The sequence below is a fragment of the Streptacidiphilus rugosus AM-16 genome, assembly GCF_000744655.1.
Taxonomy (GTDB): Bacteria; Actinomycetota; Actinomycetes; order Streptomycetales; family Streptomycetaceae; genus Streptacidiphilus; species Streptacidiphilus rugosus.
Genome location: NZ_JQMJ01000004.1, coordinates 5,666,235 through 5,685,887, shown reverse-complemented (window position 1 = coordinate 5,685,887; position 19,653 = coordinate 5,666,235). Strand labels below are relative to the sequence as shown.

Below are 19,653 nucleotides of genomic sequence, written 5' to 3'. Positions count from 1 at the left end.
TCAGCCGAGGGTGTCGAGGCGGGTGAGGATCTCCGGGCCGAGGAAGGTGACATCCCCGGCCCCCATGGTGAGAACGAGATCGCCCTGCTTCGCGATTCCCGCGACGATCTCCGGCACCGCGGCGACCGAGTGCGCGCCCTGGACGTCGGCGCCCCGGGCCCGCGCGGCCTCGATGACGATCTCGCTGGTGATGCCGGGGATCGGGTCCTCGCGGGCCGGGTAGATGTCGAGCACGACCACCTGGTCGGCCAGGGCCAGCGCCTCGCCCATCTCCAGGCCCAGCTCGCGGGTGCGGCTGAACAGGTGCGGCTGGAAGACCACCAGCACCCGGCCTTCGCCGGCCGCCTCGCGGATCGCCTGCAGGTCGGCGGCGATCTCGGTCGGGTGGTGCGCGTAGGAGTCGATCACCTGGACGCCCGCGGACTCGCCCTTGAGCTGGAGCCGACGCCGCACGCCCTGGTACTTGCTCAGCGCGGCGGCGAGCTCGTCCGCGGGAACGCCGAGGCGGACACCCGCGGCCAGCGCCGCGACCGCGTTGTGGGCGTAGTGGCGGCCGGGCACGTTGACGGTGAAGGTCAGCTCCCGCCCGTCCGGGAGGGCGACGGTGACCTCGCTGGTCATGCCGCGTGCGGTGATCCGCAGGATGCGGAAGTCCGCCGTCTCCGCCTCGCCGACGGTCACGATGTCGAACTGACGCCCCGCCACCCGGCGCGCCAGCTCCGCCGCGCCCGCGTGGTCCACGTCCACGACCAGCGCGCCGCCCGGCACGATGCGGTCGGCGAAGGCCTCGAAGGACTCGTAGATCTCGTCCATGGAGGCGTAGTTGGCGTGGTGGTCCAGCTCCACGTTGAGGACGATCGCGACCTCGGGCGTGTACTTCTGGAAGCTGCGGTCGCTCTCGTCCGCCTCGGCGACGAAGATCCGGCCGGTGCCGTGGTGGGCGTTGCTGCCGGGCTCGTTGAGGTCCCCGCCGATCGCGAAGGAGGGGTCGAGGCCGAGTGCGGTGAGGCTGACGGCGAGCATGCTCGTCGTGGTGGTCTTGCCGTGGGTGCCGGCGACCGCGAGGGCGCTGTGGTCGGCCATCAGTGCCGCCAGCGCGTCGGAGCGGTGGATGATCGGCAGGCCGCGGCGGCGGGCCTCGGCGATCTCGGGGTTGTCCTCCCTGATCGCGCTGGACACCACGATGCAGCTCGCCCCCGCGGGCACGTGCTCGGCGGCGTGGCCGACGTACACCTCCGCGCCCAGCTGACGCAGCGCGAGCACGACCGTGGACTCCTTGGCGTCGCTGCCGGAGACCTGGGCCCCGCGCAGCGCGAGGATCTTGGCGAGCCCGGACATGCCGGCGCCCCCGATGCCGATGAAGTGCGGGGCGGACAGGGGCGCGGACGAGGCTGACGGGGCTGCCGGGGCGGCGGTCATGGTGTCGGGCTCCGAGGGTCGTGCCGGGGGCGGGCGGTCGCCTCGATTCTGCCGCATCCCGGCTGCTCCCCGGTGCAGCCGCCCGCCCGCCGCCCCGGCGACGGCGTCGGGGCGGCGGGCGGAAGGGCGCTAATCCTGCTGGGCGAAGAGCTGGAGGACGGGGACGCCCACCCTGTGGCGGGCCTGCGAGGCCCAGTCGCGGTGGAAGAGTCCCTCGACCCAGTGCGGGGCGGCCAGCACGATCACCTCGTCCGCCTCGACCTCCTGGACCAGGTCCTTGAGGCCGTCGAGCGGGTTGTGGTCCACCACCGCGCCCTCGGCCTCCGCCGCGCCGGCGTGGCGCAGCGCCCTGAGGGTGTGCTGGAGCGCCTGGTCGGCCACGGTGAGCGCGTCCTGGCCGTGGGGCTCGTCGTGCTCCTTGGCCGCCTGGTCGAGATAGCCGAAGGCGACGTCGTCGATGGCTCGGAGCAGTTCGTCCTGCTTGCCGCGGGGCTGCATGACGACATGGAAGCGAATCCGCTCGTCGCCGTGGAGCGTGGTGACGAGTTCGACGTCGGCGTCGGAGAGAGCCTTCTCGATCAACAGAACGGTAGTGAACACGTGCGTCCTTCTTCCCTCTTCACTCGGCGAACGTGGAACTGCCGCAACGCTGCTTCTGCATCCTCTCGCAATATCCGGAGGCACTCGCTCCGTTATTGCGCAATCTTCACGCTACGGGCGTAGCGGGCGAAGAGGAAACCTTTCTCCTCCAGGAGTCCGACCAGGTCCATCCGCTCGGCGACGGCCTGCGCGCCGTAGGCGATCCGCGGCGCGCCGCCCGCCGCCAGCAGCGGCGCCAGCGTGAGACAGAGCTCGTCGAGCGCGCCCGCCTCGGCCAGCTGGCCCAGCAGTCGCGGGCCGCCCTCGGTCAGCAGCCGGGTCCAGCCGCGCTCGACCAGCGCCGCCACCGCGCGCACCGGATCCACATGGGCTTCCCCCGCGATCACCACATCGGCCACCCTCCGGGCGGCCGCGAGTCCGTCGGCGGGCGCGGTCTCGGCGGTCAGCACGACCGTGCGGACCAGCGGCGCGGTGAAGAGCGGCAGGTCGAAGTCGAGGTCGAGCGCACCGGAGACGACGGCGATCACCGGTGCCGGCCCCTGCCCGCGCGCCGCGCGTTCGGCGGCGAACTCGGCTCTGGCCATGGCGGGACGGTAGCCCTCGGCGCGCACCGTCTGCGCGCCGACCAGGACGACGTCGGCGAGGGCCCGCAGCACGCCGAAGATCCGCTTGTCGGCGGGGGAGGAGAGTCCGTCGGAGAGGCCGTCCAGGCGGGCCGCGCCGTCGAGGCTGCTGACCATGTTGCCGCGCAGCCACGGCACGCCGGCGTCGACGGCGGCGGCAGGATAGGCGTAGGCGTCGGCCAGCGCCTCCAGAGTCCACGGCGTGTCCTCGGCGGAGGTGAGGTCGGTCACATCTGGGGCGTACGGAAGCAGTCTGCGCACAAGGGGCAGTCTTCCACGCCCCCGCGGACCGTACCCTTGGGAATCGTGTCGCCTATAGCCCTGGCCGAACGCCGGCCCGTCGTCGCCGCCGAACGGCTGATCGCCGAGATGGTCCCGCCGCCGCGGTTCCAGGGTGCGCGCTTCAGCACGTACATACCGGACCCGCAGCAGCCCAGCCAGAGCGACGCGGTCCGCGTCCTCTCGGCCTTCGCAGAGGGACTGACGCCGCGCGGCGCGGCCCCCGCGACGAAGAAGCGCTGGTTCGGCCGTTCGTCCCAGCCCGCCGCCGCGGCCGGCCCCGGCGGCATCTACCTCGACGGCGGCTACGGCGTCGGCAAGACCCACCTGCTCGCCTCGCTGTGGCACGCGGCCCCCGGCCCCAAGGCCTTCGGCACCTTCGTCGAGCTCACCAACCTGGTCGGCGCGCTGGGCTTCCAGCAGGCGGTGCAGGCGCTCTCCGGGCACACCCTGCTCTGCATCGACGAGTTCGAGCTCGACGACCCGGGCGACACGGTGCTGGTCTCCACCCTGCTGACCCGCCTCGCGGAGGCGGGCGTGAAGCTGGCGGCCACGTCGAACACGCTGCCGGGCAAGCTGGGGGAGGGGCGCTTCGCGGCCTCCGACTTCATGCGCGAGATACAGGGCCTGGCGGCCCGCTTCCGCAGCGTCCGCATCGACGGCCAGGACTACCGCCACCGCGGCCTGCCCGAGGCTCCGCCGCCGTACGCCGACGCCGAGGTCGAGAAGCTGGCCTTCGACTTCGGTCCCGGCGCGACGCTCGACAGCTTCGACGCCCTGCTCGACCACCTCTCCGAGGTGCACCCGAGCCGCTACGGCGCGCTCCTGGACGGCGTGGACGCCGTCTTCCTGCACGGGGTCACCCCCGTCCCCGACCAGAGCACGGCGCTGCGCCTGGTCGTCCTCGCCGACCGGATGTACGACCGCGAGCTGCCGGTGGTGGCCTCGGGGACGGCCTTCGACTCGATCTTCAGCGAGGAGATGCTGAACGGGGGCTACAAGAAGAAGTACCTCCGCGCCGTCTCCCGCCTGGTCGCCCTCGCCCGCGACAGCGCGATGGTCGCCGACCGGGCGGCCGAGCACACCGCCTCGCGGTAAGCCGGGCGGAAGACCCGGAGCCGAGCCCGCGCGGCGGGTGCCTCCGGCCGGGGGACTGCGTCCCTGGGGGATGCGGCAGGGGCGGGCGGAAGGCGGTGTCCTGTGCGGTGCTCCCCGGCCGGGCATGGCCGGCCCGGCGCCCTGCCTTCCCTGCGCGGGGCGATCGGGTCCTCGCAGCGGGTTCCTCCGGTCGCCCGGTAGGGAGCCTGCGTCGGTGCGCGGCCCGGCTGAGGAAAGCCGACGGCTCAGGGCGGTCGGTCTCCCGGTGACGCCGTGCCGTGACCTCCCTGTCATGGACGATCCGGGTCCGGGCGGTACGGACTCCCCGGCCGCCGTCGACCCTGGCGGGACGTGGGCGTGAGGAAGCCGCGGGCGTGGGACCAGACCGTCGGCGCGTCGAAGGCGTCGGCGGGCCAGGTGGTGGAGGAGAGGCGGCCTCGGTCGCGGTAGCGACGCATGATCGCGACGTGGGGCGGCCAGGCGACGAACCCCTTGAGCGCGGCCTCGTCCGTCCAGATCGCGACGGCGCCGCAGCGGCGTTCCGACGGCAGCGCCCACAGCCACATCCCGTGGGCTCCCTCCAGTTCGGCCCAGCCCGCGGCGAGCCGGCGCGCGGCGCGGTGGACGCCGGGCAGGTCGACGAGGCGGTCCAGGGTGAAGTCCGTGACGCTCACCAGGACCGGCCCGCCGCGCCCGTGGTCCGGCCCGGGCGTCCAGCCCGACCTCAGCACGCGGCGTCCCCGGCGGTGGCCCGGATCGTGTCGGCGCGCCAGGACGGGGACCGTCCCAGGGTCGCCAGGATCCGGGCCCAGGTGTCGGCGTCCGGCGCCGTCGCCAGTCCGGGGCCGAAGTGGCTGCCGGGTGCGAGCCGTGCGGAGCCGTCGGGAATGGCCAGGGCGACCGGCAGGACGGCCGCGGTCGTCCCGGCGTCCGGCGCGTAGGCCTCGCCGAGGGCGCGGGCGACGTCCCAGCCGTGGACCGCGTAGTCGAGCAGGTGGAACCCGAGGGCCAGCACGGTGGCGAAGGGGCGGCCGGGGGCCAGTTCGGGCAGGACCATGCTGCGCTCGGGGACGTCGACCTGTGCGAAGGCGTCGATCACCAGTTCGGCCGCCGCCTCGTAGCGCGCCGCGAAGTCCGCGTCGACCGGGTGGACCGTCCACGGCGTGAGGTCCCCGGGGTCGCCCAGCGCGGCGGCGGCGAAGCCGAGGTGCTGGGCGGTCATGTGGGCGAGCAGTTCGCCGAGCGTCCACGCGTCGCAGGGCGTGGGCAGGGACAGGTCGGCGGCGTCGATCCGGTGCACCAGGGCGACGCTGTCGCGGACGGTCCGTGCGTGGATCCGGCGCAGCTCGTCGAAGTCGGCTGCGGTGAAATTAATAGGCATGTGCTTACGATGTGCTCAAGCTTATTGATTGTCAACCGGTACTTTCGTGACATGGCTCAGGACGCGCAGGGGCAGGACCGCCCCGATCTCGCAGCGATGATGGTGCCGCTGGGACGCGCGCTGATGGCGGCCGAGCAGCCCATCCTCGACGCGCACGGCCTGGCCATGTGGGCGTACGCGGTGCTGCTGCGGCTCGACGCGGACCCGCTGCGGACCCAGGCGGCGCTGGCCGAGGCGATCGGCGCGGACAAGACGCGGATCATCGCGGTCCTCGACGACCTGACGAACCGCGGCCTGATCAGCCGCGAGCCCGACCCGCTGGACCGGCGGGTGCGCCTGCTGTCGCTGACCCCCGAGGGCCGTGCCCTGCGGGACGCCGTGCAGCGGGAGATCCAGGCCGGCGAGGAACGCCTCCTCGCCGCGCTCCCCGCCGCCGACCGCGCGGGCCTGCTGCGCGGCCTGCGGGCTCTCGCCGCACTCCCCTCCGTCACCCTGGCCCGGCCGCCGCAGTAGCCGCAGTGGCCGCCATGGCCGCGGCGCGGCCGGAATACCTCCGGGCCACGGCCGGTTCGACTGCCGTATGCGCAGCGCTCCTGAACTGGCCACGGCGATCCACCCCCTGCTGGCCGGACGGTTCAGCCCCTCCATGTTCGATCCCTCGGGAACCGTGGACGACGAGACCCTCGGACTGCTGCTGGAGGCCGCCCGCTGGGCTCCCTCCGCCGGCAACTCCCAGCCGTGGGGCTTCTTCCCGGCTCGGCCGGGCGAGCCCGGGCACGCCCGGCTGCTGCCCCACCTCGCGCCCAGCTCCGCCCGCTGGGCGGCCGACGCCGGTCTGCTGCTGGTCACGCTGACCCGCCGCTGGGTCGAGGAGCCGGGGATCGTCTACTCCGAGTTCGCCGACTACGACCTCGGCCAGGCGGTCGCCCATCTCAGCGTGCAGGCCCAGTCCCTCGGCCTGGCCGCGCACCAGTTCCGCGCCTTCGACCACGACGGCCTCACCGCCGAGCTCCGGCCGAGCCCTGGCTGGGAGATCGTCACCATGATCGCCGTCGGCCGGGCCGCAGAGGACCCCAGCCCCTCCCGCGCCCGCCGCACCGTCGCCGACCTCTGCTCGGCCCCTGGGACGTCCCCGCCCGCCCCTGACATCCCCGCCGGGCGCGCGCCGGTGCTCCGTGCCTGCGATCGGCCGGGCGCGCCACGCCTCAGCGGCGGCCCACCGCCAGCAGGTGCGCGCTGGAGGCGATCATCGCCGGGTCGCGTTCGGTGAGGCGCGCCGTGCGCAGCGCGGCCAGCAGCAGGTCCTCGCGGTCCTCCGCCAGCTGCGAGGCCAGCAGCGGCCAGAGCGGGCCCTCCACACCGTGGACGTCGGCCTCGCCGAGACCGGCCTCCTGCCACTCCGCCCGAAGCTCGGCGACGGTGTGGAAGTAGGCCACCGTGAAACCGGTCTTCGGGTCGTTGACGCCGTCGGCAAGGCTCGCGCCGAGCCTCTCGGCCTCCGCCTCGGAGTCCATCGTGCCGCGCGCCGCCCCGTCGAGCAGCGGGGCGTGCCTGGAGATCACCGCCGCGGCCACCACGCCGCCGGGACGCACCACCCGGCGCGCCTCGCGCAGCGCGGCGAGCCGGTCCGCCCGCACCGGCAGGTGGTACAGCGGACCGAGCAGCAGCGCCGCGTCGAAGGAGGCGTCGGCCTGCTCCAGCCTGCGTGCGTCGCCCGCGGCGACCGCGAACCCGCCGTACCGCGCCGCCTGCGCCCGATGCAGCGGCACCGGGTCGAGCAGCGTCACGTCGTGGCCCCACGCCGCCAGTTCCGCCGCATACACGCCGGGGCCGCCGCCGATGTCGAGCACCCGGCTCGGCGCGGGCGGCAGGTGGCGTTCCAGCAGTTCCAGCGTGCGCAGACGTTCCGCGCGCCCGGCCGCGCTGCGGTGCAGCCGGGTCGACTCGTCGTAGGCGTCGGTGTAGAAGTCGATGATTTCCGGGGCGACGGGCGAGACGGGGGCGACCGGGGCAGGCTCACTCATGTCCGGATGATTCCAGGGCCGGGCGCCGCCCCGCCTCCCGATTTCCGGGGGCGTTTCCGCCGTCGGAGGCGATTTGTCAGTGGCGGGTCGTACGGTTGGTGCCGTGAGACCCATCACCGATCTTCAACGGTCCGTGGCGCCCTTCGAGGTCGTCAGTCCCTACCAGCCCAACGGCGACCAGCCCGCGGCCATCGCGGAGCTGGAGCGTCGCGTCCGCGCGGGCGAGAAGGACGTCGTGCTGCTCGGCGCCACCGGCACGGGCAAGTCCGCCACCACGGCGTGGATGATCGAGAAGCTGCAGCGCCCCACCCTCGTGATGGCGCCGAACAAGACGCTGGCCGCCCAGCTGGCCAACGAGTTCCGCGAGCTGCTGCCCAACAACGCGGTCGAGTACTTCGTCTCGTACTACGACTACTACCAGCCCGAGGCGTACATCGCGCAGACGGACACCTACATCGAGAAGGACTCCTCGATCAACGAGGAGGTCGAGCGGCTGCGCCACTCGGCCACCAACTCGCTGCTGACCCGCCGCGACGTGATCGTGGTCGCCTCCGTGTCCTGCATCTACGGCCTCGGCACGCCGCAGGAGTACGTGGACCGCATGGTCCAGCTCCGCGTCGGCGACGAGATCGACCGCGACGCGCTGCTGCGCCGGTTCGTCGAGATCCAGTACAACCGCAACGACATCGCCTTCACCCGCGGCACCTTCAGGGTCCGCGGCGACACGATCGAGATCTTCCCGGTCTACGAGGAGCTCGCGGTCAGGATCGAGATGTTCGGCGACGAGATCGAGGCGCTGAGCACGCTGCACCCACTCACCGGCGAGGTCATCAGCGAGGACCAGCAGCTGCACGTCTTCCCCGCCTCGCACTACGTCGCCGGCGCGGAGCGCATGGAGCGCGCCATCACCGGCATCGAGGCCGAGCTGGAGCAGACGCTGGCCACCATGGAGAAGCAGGGCAAGCTGCTGGAGGCCCAGCGGCTGCGCATGCGCACGACGTACGACATCGAGATGATGCGTCAGATCGGCACCTGCTCCGGCATCGAGAACTACTCGCGGCACATCGACGGCCGCGACCCGGGCAGCGCGCCCAACACGCTGATCGACTTCTTCCCCGAGGACTTCCTCCTCGTCATCGACGAGTCCCACGTCACCGTGCCGCAGATCGGCGCGATGTACGAGGGCGACGCCTCGCGCAAGCGCGCGCTGGTCGAGCACGGCTTCCGGCTGCCCTCGGCGATGGACAACCGCCCGCTCAAGTGGGAGGAGTTCGTCGAGCGCATCGGTCAGACGGTCTACCTCTCCGCCACGCCGGGCGCCTACGAGCTCTCCCGCTCCGACGGCCACGTCGAGCAGATCATCCGTCCGACCGGCCTGATCGACCCCGAGGTCATCGTCAAGCCGACGGAGGGCCAGATCGACGATCTGATCCACGAGATCAGGCTCCGCACCGAGAAGGACGAGCGGGTCCTGGTCACCACGCTGACCAAGAAGATGTCCGAAGACCTGACGGACTACATGCTGGAGCTCGGCATCCGGGTCCGCTACCTGCACAGCGACGTCGACACGCTGCGCCGGATCGAGCTGCTGCGTCAGCTGCGGGCCGGCGACTATGACGTGCTGGTCGGCATCAACCTGCTCCGCGAGGGCCTCGACCTGCCCGAGGTCTCCCTGGTCGCGATCCTCGACGCGGACAAGGAGGGCTTCCTGCGCTCGCCCACCTCGCTGATCCAGACGATCGGCCGCGCGGCGCGCAACGTCTCCGGCCAGGTCCACATGTACGCGGACCGGATCACCCCGGCGATGGACCGGGCGATCTCGGAGACCAACCGTCGCCGGGAGATCCAGCAGGCCTACAACGCCGAGAACGGCATCGACCCGCAGCCGCTGCGCAAGAAGATCGGCGACATCCTCGACTCCCTGGCCCGCGAGGACATGGACACCGCCGAGCTGCTCAGCACGGGATACCGCCAGTCCGGCGGCGCGGGCGGCAAGGGGCAGAAGGCGCCGGTCCCGGCGCTCGGCGCGAAGGGCGCGGCCGGCAAGCAGGACGCCAAGAGCCTGCCCGCGGCCGAGCTGGCCGATCTCATCGGCGAGTTGACGGACCGGATGCACGCGGCGGCCGCCGAGCTCCAGTTCGAGGTCGCCGCCCGGCTGCGCGACGAGGTGAACGAGCTCAAGAAGGAGTTGCGCCAGATGCGCGAGGCGGGCATCGCCTGACCGGTCGACAGCGCTGATCGGGCCGCGCGTCCGGGGCTCGATCAGTGTCGGGGTCGTAGGGTTCAGCCTAGGAACCGGATACCGCATGTCGCGGATCGATCGGGGAGGGCCGAAGCATGTCGGTGAGTTTGGGCAAGGGGCAGAGCGTCAGCCTGGAGAAGGCGGCGGGCGGGGGCTCGCTCGCCGTGGTGCGGATGGGGCTCGGCTGGCAGGCCGCGCCGCGCAAGGGGCTGTTCCGCACGCGTCGCCGCGAGATCGACCTGGACGCCTCGGCGGTCCTGTTCACCGCGGACGCGCTCGCGGACGTGGTCTTCTTCCAGCACCTGGTGAGCAACGACGGCTCGGTCCGGCACACCGGCGACAACCTGGTCGGCGGCAGCGGCGGCGAGGACGACGAGTCGATCATGGTGGATCTGCGCAAGGTCCCGCAGAAGATCACCCAGATCGTCTTCACCGTGAACTCCTACAGCGGCCAGACCTTCCAGGAGGTCGAGCTGGCCCACTGCCGACTGGTCGACGAGTCCACCGGCACGGAGCTCGCCCGCTACACGCTCAGCGGCGGCGGCGCGCACACCGGCCAGGTCATGGCCAAGGTCTACCGGGACGCGGGCGGCGGCTGGCAGATGGCCGCGATCGGCGTGCCGGCCCAGGGGCGGACCTTCCAGGACATGCTTCCGGCGATCCAGCAGTGCCTGTGAGATAGGCCTCAACTGTCCGCAGAACGATTGGTTGTGGTCATTCAATCTGCCTAACCTGCGCGGGTCCGCTTCCTCAACCGGACCCCTGCGCGCGGGAACGCCGAATCCTGCCCCTCGCCGCCGGGTCGAACGAACAGCACGGGCCGGAGCGGGGGAACCAGGTGCACGACGCCTCGCTTCGGCGCGGCTTGGGGTGAAGCCGCGTCCGCGGCCGGGCTACTCTCGCGGCCCGAATCCGACAGCTCACCTCGCAGGCGTCGGAGAGGCGCCATGCACCCCATCCTGTCGACCCCTGCCCGCATACTCGCGTTCGGAGCCACCCCGGCGCTCCTTCTCGGCGCGGCGTTCGCCCCCCAGGCGCAGGCCGCCACCCCGCGCGTCAGCGAGACCGGCCTGACCGCGACGGTGAGCGGTACGAGCGCGACCGCCACGGTCAAGGTCAGCGCCACCTCCTGCGTGACCGTGCGCAGCCTCGGCGTGGCCGTCCGCGACGCGGCGGGCCGCCACCTGGACTTCCCGCAGTGGCGCAGCAACGCGCGCATCTGCCCGACCGGCCTGACCGTCAACGCGGGCACCCGGACCCTCGCCGCGGGCCACTACACGATGATGGGCGCCTACCTCGACGCCTCCGGCTGGCACAACCTGACCGCGAAGACGCTGATCGTGGGCTCCGGCTCCACCTCGGCCCCCGCGCCGAAGCCGACCCCCACGCCGACCCCGACGCCCGCGCCCGCCCCGAGCGGCGGCAGCGCGATCCCGGCCGGGGTGGCGTCCTCCTCCACCCCGATCTGGTCGGAGGAGTTCAGCAACCCGATCAGCTGGGGCCAGCGCTGGGTCGGCGACACCTCCACGGCCTACCGCTACGGCAACCACAACCCGGACGACAACAAGCTCGACTGGCTGGACACCAACGACGTCTCCGTCGCGAACGGCGTGGCCACCTTCACCGCCCAGCCGAGTTCGCACACGCTGGAGAACGGCAAGCAGGCGTGGACCACCGGGCTGCTGACCACCGAGGGCTCCAAGGAGGGCTTCCAGGTCAGGACCGGCGACTACGTCGAGGCCCGCGTCAAGCTCCCGACCGGCACGGGCGCCTGGCCGGCGTTGTGGACCTGGAAGAACGGCAACGGCGAGATCGACTCCTTCGAGTACCACCCGGACAACCCGAACCTGCTGGAGTTGACCAACCACGTCACCTCCGGCGGCGACTACTACACCGACGCGAGCGCGGTGAAGCCGGGCGGCTGGGTCACCATCGGCACCAAGTACGGCGCCGACTCGGTCGACTGGTACGTCAATGGCGTCAAGGTCTACTCGGACGGCCACGGGGTGGGCGCCAACTGGTCCGCCTACCTGATCCTCAACCTGTCCCTCTCCGCCGGCCAGTACCACGCGGCTCCGAGCGGCAGCACGCCGATCACCTTCTCGGCCGACTACCTGCGCGTCTACCACTGACACGCCCGGAGTCCGCCGCCCGCTTCACCTCCCCTTTGCTGTCTTGTTAGCCTGGCAGGGCAAGCGGAGGGGAGTACTCCCTAGAACGACGTCCTCGTCAACACGGCGGTGCCCGGCACCGTCCGGTGGCGTCGGCCCTGTTGCGGCAGGGCGGAGGAGACCTCCGGCAGAGTTGTCGTCTGCCGGAGGAGCAGTCGTTCATGGACGTATCCGTGACCCTGTGGGTCACCACCATCGCCGTACTCGTCGCACTGGTCGCCGCCGACTTCTTCATCGGCGGGCGGAAGCCCCACGAGGTCACGCTGCGCGAGGCCGGCGCCTGGACCGTGGTCTGGATCGTGCTGGCCCTGCTGTTCGGCGGCTTCGTCTGGTGGCACTCGGGCGGCGAGCCCGCCGGGGAGTTCTTCGCCGGCTACATCACCGAGAAGTCGCTCAGCGTCGACAACCTCTTCGTCTTCGTACTGATCATGGGGAAGTTCGCCGTCCCCGCCGCCTACCAGCAGCGGGTGCTGATGGTCGGCGTGCTGATAGCGCTGGTGCTGCGGGCGGTCTTCATCGCCGCGGGCTCGGCGGTCATCGCCTCCTTCTCGTGGGTCTTCTTCCTCTTCGGCGCCTTCCTGATCTGGACCGCCTGGAAGCTGATCAAGGAGGCGCGGGCCGGTGAGTCCGAGGAGGAGTTCGAGGAGAACCGTCTGCTGAAGGCCGTCGAGCGCCGCTTCCCCGCGACCGACGGCTATCGCGGCACCAGGCTGGTCGTCGTCGAGAACGGCCGGCGCCTGATCACCCCGATACTCGTGGTGATGCTCGCGATCGGCACCACCGACGTGCTCTTCGCGATGGACTCGATCCCCGCGATCTTCGGGCTGACGCAGGACCCGTACATCGTCTTCACCGCCAACGCCTTCGCGCTGATGGGCCTGCGCCAGCTCTACTTCCTCATCGGCGGTCTGCTGAAGAAGCTGGTCCACCTCTCCTACGGGCTCTCGCTGATCCTCGGCTTCATCGGCGTGAAGCTGCTGCTCCACGCCGCGCACGAGGCCGGGGCGCACTGGGCGCCGGAGATCGGCATTCCCTTCTCGCTGGGCTTCATCGTCGTGGTGCTGACGGTCACCACCGTCACGTCGCTGCGGGCTTCGCGTCGGCAGGAGCGTCTGCCGCCGCCGTGACCGGGCCCGGAACGGGGCCGACGAGGCCGGCGGCCTGCTTCCGCCCGGGAATGGCGAGCGTGAGCAGCGCGGCGAGCAGGGCCACAGCGCCGCCGATCACGAAGCCGACCCGGAAGCCCTCTGCGGAGGGCAGCGTCACCGGCCCCATCCTGACGGTCATGTGCGCGAGCACCACGCCGACCACGGCCGCCGAGGTGGAGGTGCCGATGCTGCGCATCAGCGTGTTGAGGCCGTTGGCGGCGGCCGTCTCGGACGGCGGCACGGCCGACATGATCAGCGCGGGCATCGCCGCGTAGGCGAAGGCGATGCCCGCCCCGATCACGCTGGAGAAGAGCAGCACGCCCCAGACGTGGTGCATCAGCGGGAGTGCCAGCCCGTAGCCCAGGGCGATCACGAGCGCTCCGGCGAACAGTGAGGCCTTCGGCCCCCGTGCCCTGGAGAGCCGGGCCGAGAGCGGCGAGACGGCCATCATGACCAGTCCCGACGGCGCGACCACCAGCCCGGCCGCGACCATGGACTGCCCGAGGCCGTAGCCGGTCGCCTTCGGCAGCTCCAGCAACTGCGGCACGATCAGCGACATCGCGTACATCGCGAAGCCGACCACGACCGAGGCGATGTTGGTGAGCAGCACCTGACGGCGCATCGTGGTCCGCAGGTCGACCAGCGGCGCCGCCTGCCGCAGCTCCCACCAGGCCCAGGCGGCCAGCACGACGGCCGAGGCGGCGAACATCCCGAGCGTGGTCCCGCTGCCCCAGCCCCAGTCGCCGCCCTTGGAGATCCCGAGCAGCAGGCAGAGCAGGCCGGCCGAGAGGCCGACGGCGCCGACCACGTCGAAGCTCCCGCCGCTGCGCAGCGGGGACTCCGGCACCACGACGACCACCAGCACGGCGACGGCGGCACCGAGGGCGCCGGAGGTCCAGAAGAGGGTGTGCCAGTCGCTGTGCTGGGCGATGGTCGCGGCCGCGGGCAGCCCGAGCGCGCCGCCGATCCCGAGCGAGGAGCTCATCAGGGCCATGGCGGATCCGAGCTTCTCCGGCGGCAGTTCGTCCCGCATGACGCTGATCCCCAGCGGGACGACGGCCATGCCGCAGCCCTGCAGCGCGCGCCCGACGACCATGGAGGGCAGCGAGCTGCCGAGCGCGCTGACGAGCGAACCGACGACCAGGAGCAGCAGGCTCAGCACCAGCATGCGGCGCTTGCCGAGCATGTCGCCGAGCCGTCCGAGCACGGGGGTCGCCACGGCGGCGGCGAGCAGGGTCGCGGTGATCGCCCAGGAGGCGTCGGTGGCACTGCTGTGCAGGAGGCGGGGCAGGTCCGGGATCAGCGGGACGATCAGCGTCTGCATCAGCGAGACGACGATTCCGGCGCAGGCGAGGACGCCGACGATCGCGCCGCCGGTGCGCGGGTGCCGGGGCTCGGGGGGTGTGCTGCTCATCGGCGCTCCTGGCCTGGTGTGGAATGTGTATGGTGCACACAATGTGTACCGTACATACGGGCCTGCTGGCGATACCCTGCTGCGGGATCCGGAAGAGGACGGGAGGCGGCACGGTGCACCGGGAGCTGCCGGAGATCGAACGCGAACTGATGCTGCTGGGGCGCCACACGGCGATGGCCTCGCTCCGCCGGGACCAGCCGTCGGACCGCCTCGACCGCAGCGCGTACACCCTGCTGACGCGGCTCCGCACGCAGGGGCCGATGTCGATCGGCCAGCTCGCGGAGGCCTTCGGTCTGGACACCTCGACGGTCAACCGCCAGACGGCGGCGCTGCTCCGCGCCGACCTGGCGGAACGCATCCCCGACCCGGACGGCGGCCTGGCCCGCAAGCTCCGGGTCACGACGGAGGGGCTCCGCCGGCTGGAGCAGGACCGCGACTGGGCGATCGAGGGCCTCTCCCGGGTCCTCTCGGACTGGACCGACCCCGAGGTCGCCGAGCTCTCCCGCGTCCTGGCCCGTCTCAACACCAGCATCGAGGCCACCGAAGGCCGCCCCTGGCCTCGCGGCGCCCGCTCCGGCAGGTAGCGAGAGAGTTCCCCGCAAGAGCCTCGCGCCCCTGGGGGGATTGCCACCGGCCGTTCCGCGAGGATGGGGGACATGAGTCAGAAGGAAGCAGGCCCGCAGGCGTCGTCCAAGAGGACGGGGCGCAGGCCCGGTGGGGGGGACACGCGGGGGGCCGTGCTGGAGGCGGCGCGGACGGAGTTCGCCGCGCGGGGGTACGAGAAGGCCAGCATGCGCGGGATCGCACGGCTCGCCGGGGTCGACGCCGCGCTGCTGCACCACTACTTCGGCAGCAAGGAGCAACTCTTCCTCGCCGCACTGGACTTCCCCGTGCAGCCGGACGCCGTCGTCGCTCTGATCCTGGCCGGTGACCGGGCCGACGTGGGCGAGCGGACCGCGCGCTTCGTGCTGGCGATGTGGGAGCAGCCCGGGGTGCGCGACCGGCTGCTGGCCGTGCTCCGCACGGTCGTCGGCAGTGAGCAGATCGCGGAACTGCTGCGGGGCTTCGTCGTGGGTGAGTTGGTGACCCGGCTCGCCGCCGCGCTGGAGGTGGAGCAGCCCGAGCTGCGCGTCGAGCTGGTGCTCTCGCAGATCATCGGGCTGGCGCTGGCGCGGTATGTGATCGCGGCCGAGCCGATCGCCTCCGCCGACGCCGAGGAGCTGGTGCCACTGCTCGCGCCCACCCTGCAGCGTTACCTCGCCGGCTGAGTGAACCCTTCCGGACGCTTGACGGGAGAGCTCTGCGGCGCAAAACTCAACACATGATGAATTCCCAGGCCATCGAGGTCCACGACCTCAGGGTGACCAGGGGCGGCAGGCCCGTTCTGCACGGTCTCGACCTCGTCGTGGCTCGTGGCTCGGTCACCGGACTGCTCGGCCCCAGCGGTTGCGGCAAGACGACGCTGCTGCGCTCCGTCGTGGGCGTGCAGCGGGTCGACTCGGGCGAGGTGCGGGTGCTCGGCCGGCCCGCCGGCAGCCCGGAGCTGCGCGACAAGGTCGGCTATGTGACCCAGGCGCCCTCCGTCTACGCCGACCTGTCGATCGGCGCGAACCTGCGCTACTTCGCCGAGGTGCTCGGCGCGCCCGCGACCGACCCCGCGCGGGTGCTGGAGCAGGTCGGCCTGAACGGGCGCGAGCACGACCTGGTCGGCCGGCTCTCCGGCGGCCAGCGGGCCCGCGTCTCGCTCGCGGCGGCGCTGCTCGGCGCGCCGGAGCTGCTGGTCCTCGACGAGCCGACCGTCGGCCTCGACCCGGTGCTGCGGCAGGACCTGTGGGAGATCTTCCACCGGCTCGCGGCCGAGGGCGCGACCCTGCTCGTGTCCAGCCACGTGATGGACGAGGCGGCCCGGTGCACCAGCCTGCTGCTGATGCGCGAAGGCCGACTGCTGGCCCAGGACAGTCCCGCCGGCCTGCTCGCCGCCACCGGCGCGCCCGACATCGAGGCGGCCTTCCTCAAGCTGGTCGCCGGCTTCGACGCCGACGAGGCCGCGGAGCCGGCCGATCGGTCCGCCGTGCAGCCCGCCGCAGGAGAGAGCCGATGAACGTCCGCCGCACCCTCGCCACCGCCCGTCGTGTGCTGCTCCAGCTCCGCAACGACCCGCGCACCGTCGCCATGCTGCTGGTCGTGCCCTGCCTGCTGATCGTGCTGCTCAAGTACGTCTTCGAGGGGCAGCCCGAGGTCTTCGACAGCATCGGCGCGCCGATGCTGGGGATCTTCCCGATGACGGTGATGTTCCTGGTCACCGCCGTCGCCACGCTGCGCGAACGCACCGGCGGCACGCTGGAGCGGCTGCTGACGATGCCGCTGGGCAAGCTCGACCTGCTGCTCGGCTACGCGCTCGCCTTCGGGCTGGTGGCGCTGGTGCAGGGGGTGCTGGCCTTCGGGCTCACCGTGGGGCTGCTCGGCCTGAACGTGGCGGGGCCCAGCTGGGCGCTGCTCGCCGTCGCCGTCGCGGACGGGCTGCTGGGCACCGCGCTCGGGCTCTTCGTGTCGGCCTTCGCGGCGACGGAGTTCCAGGCCGTCCAGTTCATGCCGGCGTTCCTGCTGCCACAGCTGCTGCTGTGCGGCCTCTTCGCGCCGCGTGAGTCGATGGCGAACTGGCTGCACTGGATCTCCGACGTGCTGCCGCTCTCCTACGCCGTCGACGCGATGAACAAGCTCACCACGGAGTCGGGATTCGGCGCGAGCGTCGCCGTGGACCTGCTGGTGGTGCTCGGCTGCGCGCTGCTCTCACTCGCCCTGGGGGCTGCGACGCTGCGCCGCCGCACCGCGTAGCGTTCGCCGATCCGCCCGAACTGGCCTAGCGTCGATCATGCCGGGCGAGGAAAGGGGCACGACGTGATGGTGCTGGCGATGATCGGCTTCTCGATCGCGGTGATCATCATCTGTGTGGGTCTGCTGGGCTGGATGATGGGCGGCTTCAAGTTCCCCGACGAGGGCAAGGGCAAGGGCAGCCATCGGCAGGGTTCCGCCTGAGCGGAACGACAGAGCGGCCCGCCCCGGCAGTGCCGGGGCGGGCCGCTCACGCATCAACCGGTTCAGACGACGGTGATGTTCTCGGCCTGCGGGCCCTTCTGGCCCTGCGTGACGTCGAACTCGACCTTCTGACCCTCGAAGAGCTCACGGAAGCCCTGGGAGTTGATGTTCGAGTAGTGGGCGAAGACGTCGGCGCCGCCGCCGTCCTGCTCGATGAAGCCGAAACCCTTCTCGGCGTTGAACCACTTCACGGTACCGGTGGCCATAGGAATCTCCTCGTTCTCCAGAGTGGATCGGCTGCCGCAGGGAGCGCGGCGGCCGTGTCGCCGGCTTGATCACCCTGGTCCGGAGAGACCTCAGAAAGCACGAACGCCCGTGATCGCGATCACGGGCGGTGAAGCTTAGGGAACCACGACTGCAACTGACGCAAAGCCTACAGGATGAGCGCTGCGTCACTCATCCGGTATTCGTCGGCCGCTCGTCACGACTCGTCGGCGTGGCGCGGAGCGCGGATCGCGGTCGGCCGATCGCGGACCGTGTACGGTCTTGACCTGCACGTCATCACAGAAGAAAAGGCAGATTATGGCGACCGGTACCGTCAAGTGGTTCAACGCCGAAAAGGGCTTCGGTTTCATCGAGCAGGACGGCGGCGGCGCCGACGTCTTCGCCCACTACTCGAACATCAACGCCCAGGGCTTCCGTGAGCTGCAGGAAGGCCAGAAGGTCGAGTTCGACGTCACGCAGGGCCAGAAGGGCCCGCAGGCCGAGAACATCACCATCATCTGACCCACGGATGTGCGAGCGCCCCGTCCCGGCAGTGCCGGGACGGGGCGTATCGCGTTCCGGCGGGCGACGGTCTCAGCCGGCGTGCCGCAGGAAGCCGCTGGTGCAGCGTGGCGGAGCGGCCGGGTCGGTGAGGAGGGCGAAGGCTTCCAGGTCCGGCTGCCGTTCCGCCCAGGCCAGGCCGAGCTCCGGGCCCATCGCGAAGGCCGCCGTGGCCCAGGCGTCGACCCGGGCGATCCGGCCCCGGCCGGTGCCGACCAGCGTCAGCGAGCGCAGCCCGCGCGCGGGCGCGCCGGTGTGCGGGTCGAGGATGTGCGCGCCCCGCTCGGCCACGCCGGAGGTGGCGACGACCAGGTCGCGTCCGGCCAGCACCGTCGCCAGCGCGCCGGGGCGGGCCGGGTCGGCGACGCCGACCCGCCAGGGGCCGCCGACGGACTGGATGTCCCCGCCGCCGTTGACGCAGTGGTCGGTGGATCCGGCCCGGCACAGCAGTTCGCAGGCTTGTTCCACCGCCCAGCCCTTGACCCAGCCGCTGGGGTCCAGCCGCCCGCCGGGGTGGGCGGTGAACCAGCCCTCGGTCTGCTGGGCGACCTCCCGGCACCGCTCCAGCACCTCGGTCAGCTGCGGATCCGCGTCGGCCGGCGCGAGCAGGCCGTCGGCGACCCGGCTGACCTCGCTCTCCGGCCGGTACGGGGAGAAGAGCGCGTCGATCGCGTGCAGCCGGGCGACGGCCGCGCCGAGCGCGGCCTCGACCGCGGGCGCGGGGTCGCGGACGGCGAAGGAGAAGACGGTGCCCATCACGTGCTCGGCGTGGGTGAGGGCCGGCGGGGAGGACGCCGCGTGCGCGGCGGGCGCGGTCACTTCAGACCGGCCTGGTCGAGGGCGCTCTGCAGCGACTGGATGTACCCGGTGCTGGTGTAGGTCGCGCCGGAGACCATGTCGATCGACGCGTTGCCCGCGGCCAGGGCCTCCTGGTTGAGCACGGGGAGCGCATAGCTGTTGATGTCCGCGTCCCGCTGCGAGCCGCTCGGGTACTGCAGCACGTCGACCTTGCTGAGCTTCCCGCTGCGGACGCTGATCCGCACCTGTACGGGCCCGTAGCGGGTGTCGACGGCGCTGCCTGTGTAGCTGCTGGTGGTCGCGGCCTTGGGAGTGGACTTCGCAGTGGATTTGGGTGCGGCGGAACTGCTCGCCTTCGGCGTGGACGACGCCGTGCTGCCGCTGCCGCCGGAGGAGGTGTCCGTCGACCCGCTGTCCGTGCCGGTGCCGGTGCCGGTGCCGGTGCTTGTGCTCGTGTCCGAACCAGCGCTGATGATCGGGGCCTGCCCGGCGGTGGTCGTGCCGTGCGGCTTGAGCGAGAGCAGCAGGACGACGCCCGCCGCCGTGGCGGTGGTGGTGACGATGGCGCGGCGCATGGCTGCTCCCTCGGGTGGCT

The 19,653-nt window shown here is 72.0% G+C and carries 23 protein-coding genes and 1 riboswitch; of the genes, 13 read left to right on the top strand and 10 right to left on the bottom strand.

Annotated features, from left to right (window positions below):
- The 3 genes from murC to BS83_RS45970 form a co-directional block, all read right to left on the bottom strand.
- Positions 1-1,419 carry a UDP-N-acetylmuramate--L-alanine ligase gene (murC, locus tag BS83_RS34975; RefSeq protein WP_051944558.1) on the bottom strand — a complete coding sequence of 473 codons (1,419 nt, stop codon included), beginning with the start codon at positions 1,417-1,419 and terminating at the stop codon, positions 1-3.
- 129 nt (positions 1,420-1,548) lie between these two features.
- The gene (locus BS83_RS34970; RefSeq protein WP_037607367.1) at positions 1,549-2,019 is read right to left on the bottom strand and encodes a hypothetical protein; all 471 of its coding nucleotides are present in this window, start codon (positions 2,017-2,019) and stop codon (positions 1,549-1,551) included.
- Positions 2,020-2,111: 92 nt separating this feature from the next.
- Positions 2,112-2,903, bottom strand: coding sequence for a pyrimidine reductase family protein (locus tag BS83_RS45970; protein WP_051944557.1), 792 nt, complete (start codon positions 2,901-2,903; stop codon positions 2,112-2,114).
- Between the two features lie 108 nt (positions 2,904-3,011).
- On the opposite strand from BS83_RS45970, the gene zapE reads away from it, so the two are divergent.
- Positions 3,012-4,019, top strand: coding sequence for a cell division protein ZapE (gene zapE / locus BS83_RS45965; protein WP_408641106.1), 1,008 nt, complete (start codon positions 3,012-3,014; stop codon positions 4,017-4,019).
- 290 nt (positions 4,020-4,309) lie between these two features.
- Here the strand turns inward: zapE and BS83_RS34955 are convergent, their stop codons facing one another.
- Positions 4,310-4,750, bottom strand: a complete 441-nt coding sequence (locus tag BS83_RS34955; protein ID WP_063774287.1) for a hypothetical protein — start codon at positions 4,748-4,750, stop codon at positions 4,310-4,312.
- Positions 4,744-5,400 (bottom strand): TIGR03086 family metal-binding protein, encoded by a 657-nt coding sequence (locus BS83_RS34950; RefSeq protein WP_037607364.1) that lies wholly within the window; start codon positions 5,398-5,400, stop codon positions 4,744-4,746. The genes BS83_RS34955 and BS83_RS34950 overlap by 7 nt, the downstream gene beginning before the upstream one ends.
- A gap of 51 nt (positions 5,401-5,451) precedes the next feature.
- Here BS83_RS34950 and BS83_RS34945 point away from each other — a divergent pair, with 51 nt between their 5' ends.
- Positions 5,452-5,913 (top strand): MarR family winged helix-turn-helix transcriptional regulator, encoded by a 462-nt coding sequence (locus BS83_RS34945; protein WP_037607363.1) that lies wholly within the window; start codon positions 5,452-5,454, stop codon positions 5,911-5,913.
- A gap of 67 nt (positions 5,914-5,980) precedes the next feature.
- Positions 5,981-6,670, top strand: a complete 690-nt coding sequence (locus BS83_RS34940; RefSeq protein ID WP_084714596.1) for a nitroreductase family protein — start codon at positions 5,981-5,983, stop codon at positions 6,668-6,670.
- On the opposite strand, the gene BS83_RS34935 is transcribed toward BS83_RS34940, so the two are convergent.
- On the bottom strand, positions 6,606-7,424 hold the full coding sequence (locus tag BS83_RS34935) for a class I SAM-dependent methyltransferase (protein ID WP_051944556.1): 819 nt from the start codon (positions 7,422-7,424) through the stop codon (positions 6,606-6,608). The two genes, BS83_RS34940 and BS83_RS34935, sit on opposite strands and share 65 nt — an antisense overlap.
- A 103-nt stretch (positions 7,425-7,527) precedes the next feature.
- Between BS83_RS34935 and uvrB the strand changes: the two genes are divergently transcribed.
- The 4 genes from uvrB (at position 7,528) to BS83_RS34915 (ending at position 12,964) form a co-directional block, all read left to right on the top strand.
- Positions 7,528-9,645 (top strand): excinuclease ABC subunit UvrB, encoded by a 2,118-nt coding sequence (gene uvrB / locus BS83_RS34930; RefSeq protein WP_037607362.1) that lies wholly within the window; start codon positions 7,528-7,530, stop codon positions 9,643-9,645.
- Positions 9,646-9,761: 116 nt separating this feature from the next.
- Entirely contained in the window at positions 9,762-10,343 is a 582-nt protein-coding gene (locus BS83_RS34925) for a TerD family protein (protein ID WP_037607361.1), read from the top strand.
- Between the two features lie 88 nt (positions 10,344-10,431).
- Positions 10,432-10,615: riboswitch (cyclic di-AMP (ydaO/yuaA leader) on the top strand.
- Entirely contained in the window at positions 10,614-11,798 is a 1,185-nt protein-coding gene (locus tag BS83_RS44515) for a glycoside hydrolase family 16 protein (RefSeq protein WP_084714594.1), read from the top strand. (Overlaps the previous riboswitch by 2 nt.)
- Positions 11,799-11,998: 200 nt before the next feature.
- Positions 11,999-12,964 carry a TerC family protein gene (locus BS83_RS34915; protein ID WP_037607360.1) on the top strand — a complete coding sequence of 322 codons (966 nt, stop codon included), beginning with the start codon at positions 11,999-12,001 and terminating at the stop codon, positions 12,962-12,964.
- On the opposite strand, the gene BS83_RS34910 is transcribed toward BS83_RS34915, so the two are convergent.
- Positions 12,915-14,399, bottom strand: a complete 1,485-nt coding sequence (locus BS83_RS34910) for an MFS transporter (RefSeq protein WP_037607359.1) — start codon at positions 14,397-14,399, stop codon at positions 12,915-12,917. The two genes, BS83_RS34915 and BS83_RS34910, sit on opposite strands and share 50 nt — an antisense overlap.
- A 149-nt stretch (positions 14,400-14,548) precedes the next feature.
- On the opposite strand from BS83_RS34910, the gene BS83_RS34905 reads away from it, so the two are divergent.
- The 5 genes from BS83_RS34905 to BS83_RS45960 all read left to right on the top strand — a co-directional run bounded on the left by BS83_RS34905 (position 14,549) and on the right by BS83_RS45960 (position 17,435).
- Positions 14,549-14,983: a MarR family winged helix-turn-helix transcriptional regulator gene (locus BS83_RS34905; RefSeq protein ID WP_232248778.1), complete on the top strand. Its 435-nt coding sequence runs from the start codon at positions 14,549-14,551 to the stop codon at positions 14,981-14,983.
- Positions 14,984-15,055: 72 nt separating this feature from the next.
- Positions 15,056-15,667 carry a TetR/AcrR family transcriptional regulator gene (locus tag BS83_RS34900; RefSeq protein ID WP_037607357.1) on the top strand — a complete coding sequence of 204 codons (612 nt, stop codon included), beginning with the start codon at positions 15,056-15,058 and terminating at the stop codon, positions 15,665-15,667.
- Between the two features lie 53 nt (positions 15,668-15,720).
- Positions 15,721-16,500, top strand: a complete 780-nt coding sequence (locus BS83_RS34895; RefSeq protein WP_198035370.1) for an ABC transporter ATP-binding protein — start codon at positions 15,721-15,723, stop codon at positions 16,498-16,500.
- The gene (locus BS83_RS34890) at positions 16,497-17,234 is read left to right on the top strand and encodes an ABC transporter permease (protein WP_037607356.1); all 738 of its coding nucleotides are present in this window, start codon (positions 16,497-16,499) and stop codon (positions 17,232-17,234) included. The genes BS83_RS34895 and BS83_RS34890 overlap by 4 nt, the downstream gene beginning before the upstream one ends.
- A 63-nt stretch (positions 17,235-17,297) precedes the next feature.
- Positions 17,298-17,435: a hypothetical protein gene (locus BS83_RS45960; protein WP_157597448.1), complete on the top strand. Its 138-nt coding sequence runs from the start codon at positions 17,298-17,300 to the stop codon at positions 17,433-17,435.
- Positions 17,436-17,497: 62 nt separating this feature from the next.
- Here the strand turns inward: BS83_RS45960 and BS83_RS34885 are convergent, their stop codons facing one another.
- Positions 17,498-17,701, bottom strand: coding sequence for a cold-shock protein (locus tag BS83_RS34885; protein ID WP_037607355.1), 204 nt, complete (start codon positions 17,699-17,701; stop codon positions 17,498-17,500).
- A gap of 316 nt (positions 17,702-18,017) precedes the next feature.
- On the opposite strand from BS83_RS34885, the gene BS83_RS34880 reads away from it, so the two are divergent.
- Positions 18,018-18,221 carry a cold-shock protein gene (locus BS83_RS34880; protein WP_037607354.1) on the top strand — a complete coding sequence of 68 codons (204 nt, stop codon included), beginning with the start codon at positions 18,018-18,020 and terminating at the stop codon, positions 18,219-18,221.
- A gap of 72 nt (positions 18,222-18,293) precedes the next feature.
- Here BS83_RS34880 and BS83_RS34875 read toward each other — a convergent pair whose 3' ends face one another.
- Both BS83_RS34875 and BS83_RS34870 read right to left on the bottom strand, forming a co-directional pair.
- The gene (locus BS83_RS34875; RefSeq protein ID WP_037607353.1) at positions 18,294-19,079 is read right to left on the bottom strand and encodes an FAD:protein FMN transferase; all 786 of its coding nucleotides are present in this window, start codon (positions 19,077-19,079) and stop codon (positions 18,294-18,296) included.
- A complete protein-coding gene (locus tag BS83_RS34870; protein ID WP_037607352.1) occupies positions 19,076-19,633 on the bottom strand; it encodes an FMN-binding protein in 558 nt (185 codons plus the stop codon). The genes BS83_RS34875 and BS83_RS34870 overlap by 4 nt, the downstream gene beginning before the upstream one ends.
- Positions 19,634-19,653: the final 20 nt, after the last annotated feature.

Bases quoted from the DNA above. Each gene is read 5' to 3' on its own strand.
- murC (WP_051944558.1), bottom strand. From the start codon at position 1,419: ATGACCGCCGCCCCGGCAGCCCCGTCAGCCTCGTCCGCGCCCCTGTCC.
- zapE (WP_408641106.1), top strand. From the start codon at position 3,012: ATGGTCCCGCCGCCGCGGTTCCAGGGTGCGCGCTTCAGCACGTACATA.
- BS83_RS34950 (WP_037607364.1), bottom strand. From the start codon at position 5,400: ATGCCTATTAATTTCACCGCAGCCGACTTCGACGAGCTGCGCCGGATC.
- BS83_RS34945 (WP_037607363.1), top strand. From the start codon at position 5,452: ATGGCTCAGGACGCGCAGGGGCAGGACCGCCCCGATCTCGCAGCGATG.
- BS83_RS34940 (WP_084714596.1), top strand. From the start codon at position 5,981: ATGCGCAGCGCTCCTGAACTGGCCACGGCGATCCACCCCCTGCTGGCC.
- BS83_RS34935 (WP_051944556.1), bottom strand. From the start codon at position 7,424: ATGAGTGAGCCTGCCCCGGTCGCCCCCGTCTCGCCCGTCGCCCCGGAA.
- BS83_RS34925 (WP_037607361.1), top strand. From the start codon at position 9,762: ATGTCGGTGAGTTTGGGCAAGGGGCAGAGCGTCAGCCTGGAGAAGGCG.
- BS83_RS44515 (WP_084714594.1), top strand. From the start codon at position 10,614: ATGCACCCCATCCTGTCGACCCCTGCCCGCATACTCGCGTTCGGAGCC.
- BS83_RS34915 (WP_037607360.1), top strand. From the start codon at position 11,999: ATGGACGTATCCGTGACCCTGTGGGTCACCACCATCGCCGTACTCGTC.
- BS83_RS34910 (WP_037607359.1), bottom strand. From the start codon at position 14,399: ATGAGCAGCACACCCCCCGAGCCCCGGCACCCGCGCACCGGCGGCGCG.
- BS83_RS34905 (WP_232248778.1), top strand. From the start codon at position 14,549: ATGCTGCTGGGGCGCCACACGGCGATGGCCTCGCTCCGCCGGGACCAG.
- BS83_RS34900 (WP_037607357.1), top strand. From the start codon at position 15,056: ATGAGTCAGAAGGAAGCAGGCCCGCAGGCGTCGTCCAAGAGGACGGGG.
- BS83_RS34895 (WP_198035370.1), top strand. From the start codon at position 15,721: ATGATGAATTCCCAGGCCATCGAGGTCCACGACCTCAGGGTGACCAGG.
- BS83_RS34890 (WP_037607356.1), top strand. From the start codon at position 16,497: ATGAACGTCCGCCGCACCCTCGCCACCGCCCGTCGTGTGCTGCTCCAG.
- BS83_RS34885 (WP_037607355.1), bottom strand. From the start codon at position 17,701: ATGGCCACCGGTACCGTGAAGTGGTTCAACGCCGAGAAGGGTTTCGGC.
- BS83_RS34880 (WP_037607354.1), top strand. From the start codon at position 18,018: ATGGCGACCGGTACCGTCAAGTGGTTCAACGCCGAAAAGGGCTTCGGT.
- BS83_RS34870 (WP_037607352.1), bottom strand. From the start codon at position 19,633: ATGCGCCGCGCCATCGTCACCACCACCGCCACGGCGGCGGGCGTCGTC.